The following is a 1,018-nucleotide window of genomic DNA, read 5'->3' as shown; positions in this document are numbered from 1 at the left end:
TCAGCGCGGCAAGTGGTTGGTTTATCTCGTGGTTGATACTGGCAGACAACTCTCCCAGCAAAGCAAGTTTGGCGGCTTGAGTCAGCTCTTGCTGAGTTTGCCTTAGCTCTTGCTGGCTTTGTTCATACTGACGAACCGTTTGCTGCAATTTGTGGTTTGCTTCACTTAGTACAACCGTGCGTTGCATGACTTTTTCTTCCAAGCTCACATTGAGATTGGCAAGACGTGCCTTGTTCACCAACATCTGAAACCATGCCAATGCGATCAGTGCAATCAGCGCGTATAAAATCAAATAGACTACATCTGCTTGCAATACTGCCGTCAGTACGGTGTGGTGATTGATTAACGCTACAACGCGAAAGCCTTTATCCAACAAATGTGTTGCGTACGCGAGGTAGTTTGGTGACAGCAATAATTGGTTATCCGCAAACTCACTTTCGTCACTTTGCGCGGTAAGCTCGCCGTAATATTCGGGCAACGTGTCACCGTATTGGCGAGTTTCAGTCAGTTCATTGATGGCCGTTGGTGAGAGTGGAAACAGTGCGCGATAGCGCCAGTCGGGTAGGTTGCTCATAAACACTACGTTGTGTTTGTCGGTCACCAAAACGTCTGCGCCACTTTGTGCAAGGCGCTGCTCCAACTGCTCCAAATTCACTTTTACCGTGATGACGCCGATGACATCGCCGTTCAACCATAGTGGAGAGGAAAAGAAGTAACCCCGTTTGTTGGAGCGCACTCCTAACCCCACGTATTGAGCAGGCTCACCACGACGGGCATTTTTAAAGTAAGGACGATAACTAAAACTCGAACCGACAAACGTATCCGCCTGTTGATAGTTACTCGAAGCGATAACCAAGCCTGTTTTATCATGGACATAAATGGTATCGGCCAAACTTTGCTTCAGCCATTGCGCCAACAGTAAGTTCAGTTCTGTTGACGGGGCACCTTTCTCAACGGCTTCAAGCAGGCGTGGGTCATGGCTAAGCAAATTGGGAATTTGTTCAAACTTCGCCAGCTC

General features: G+C 48.2%; 1 protein-coding gene. It reads right to left on the bottom strand.

The features are described 5' to 3' along the window. Positions 1-1,018: sensor histidine kinase (locus tag R7O12_RS27100; protein ID WP_318127149.1), on the bottom strand; the 1,018-nt coding region annotated here is incomplete at both ends.

The sequence above is a fragment of the Vibrio sp. Vb1574 genome, assembly GCF_033338675.1.
The sequence above is the reverse complement of the archived record's forward strand: the minus strand, read 5'-3'. Positions and strand labels throughout refer to the sequence as shown.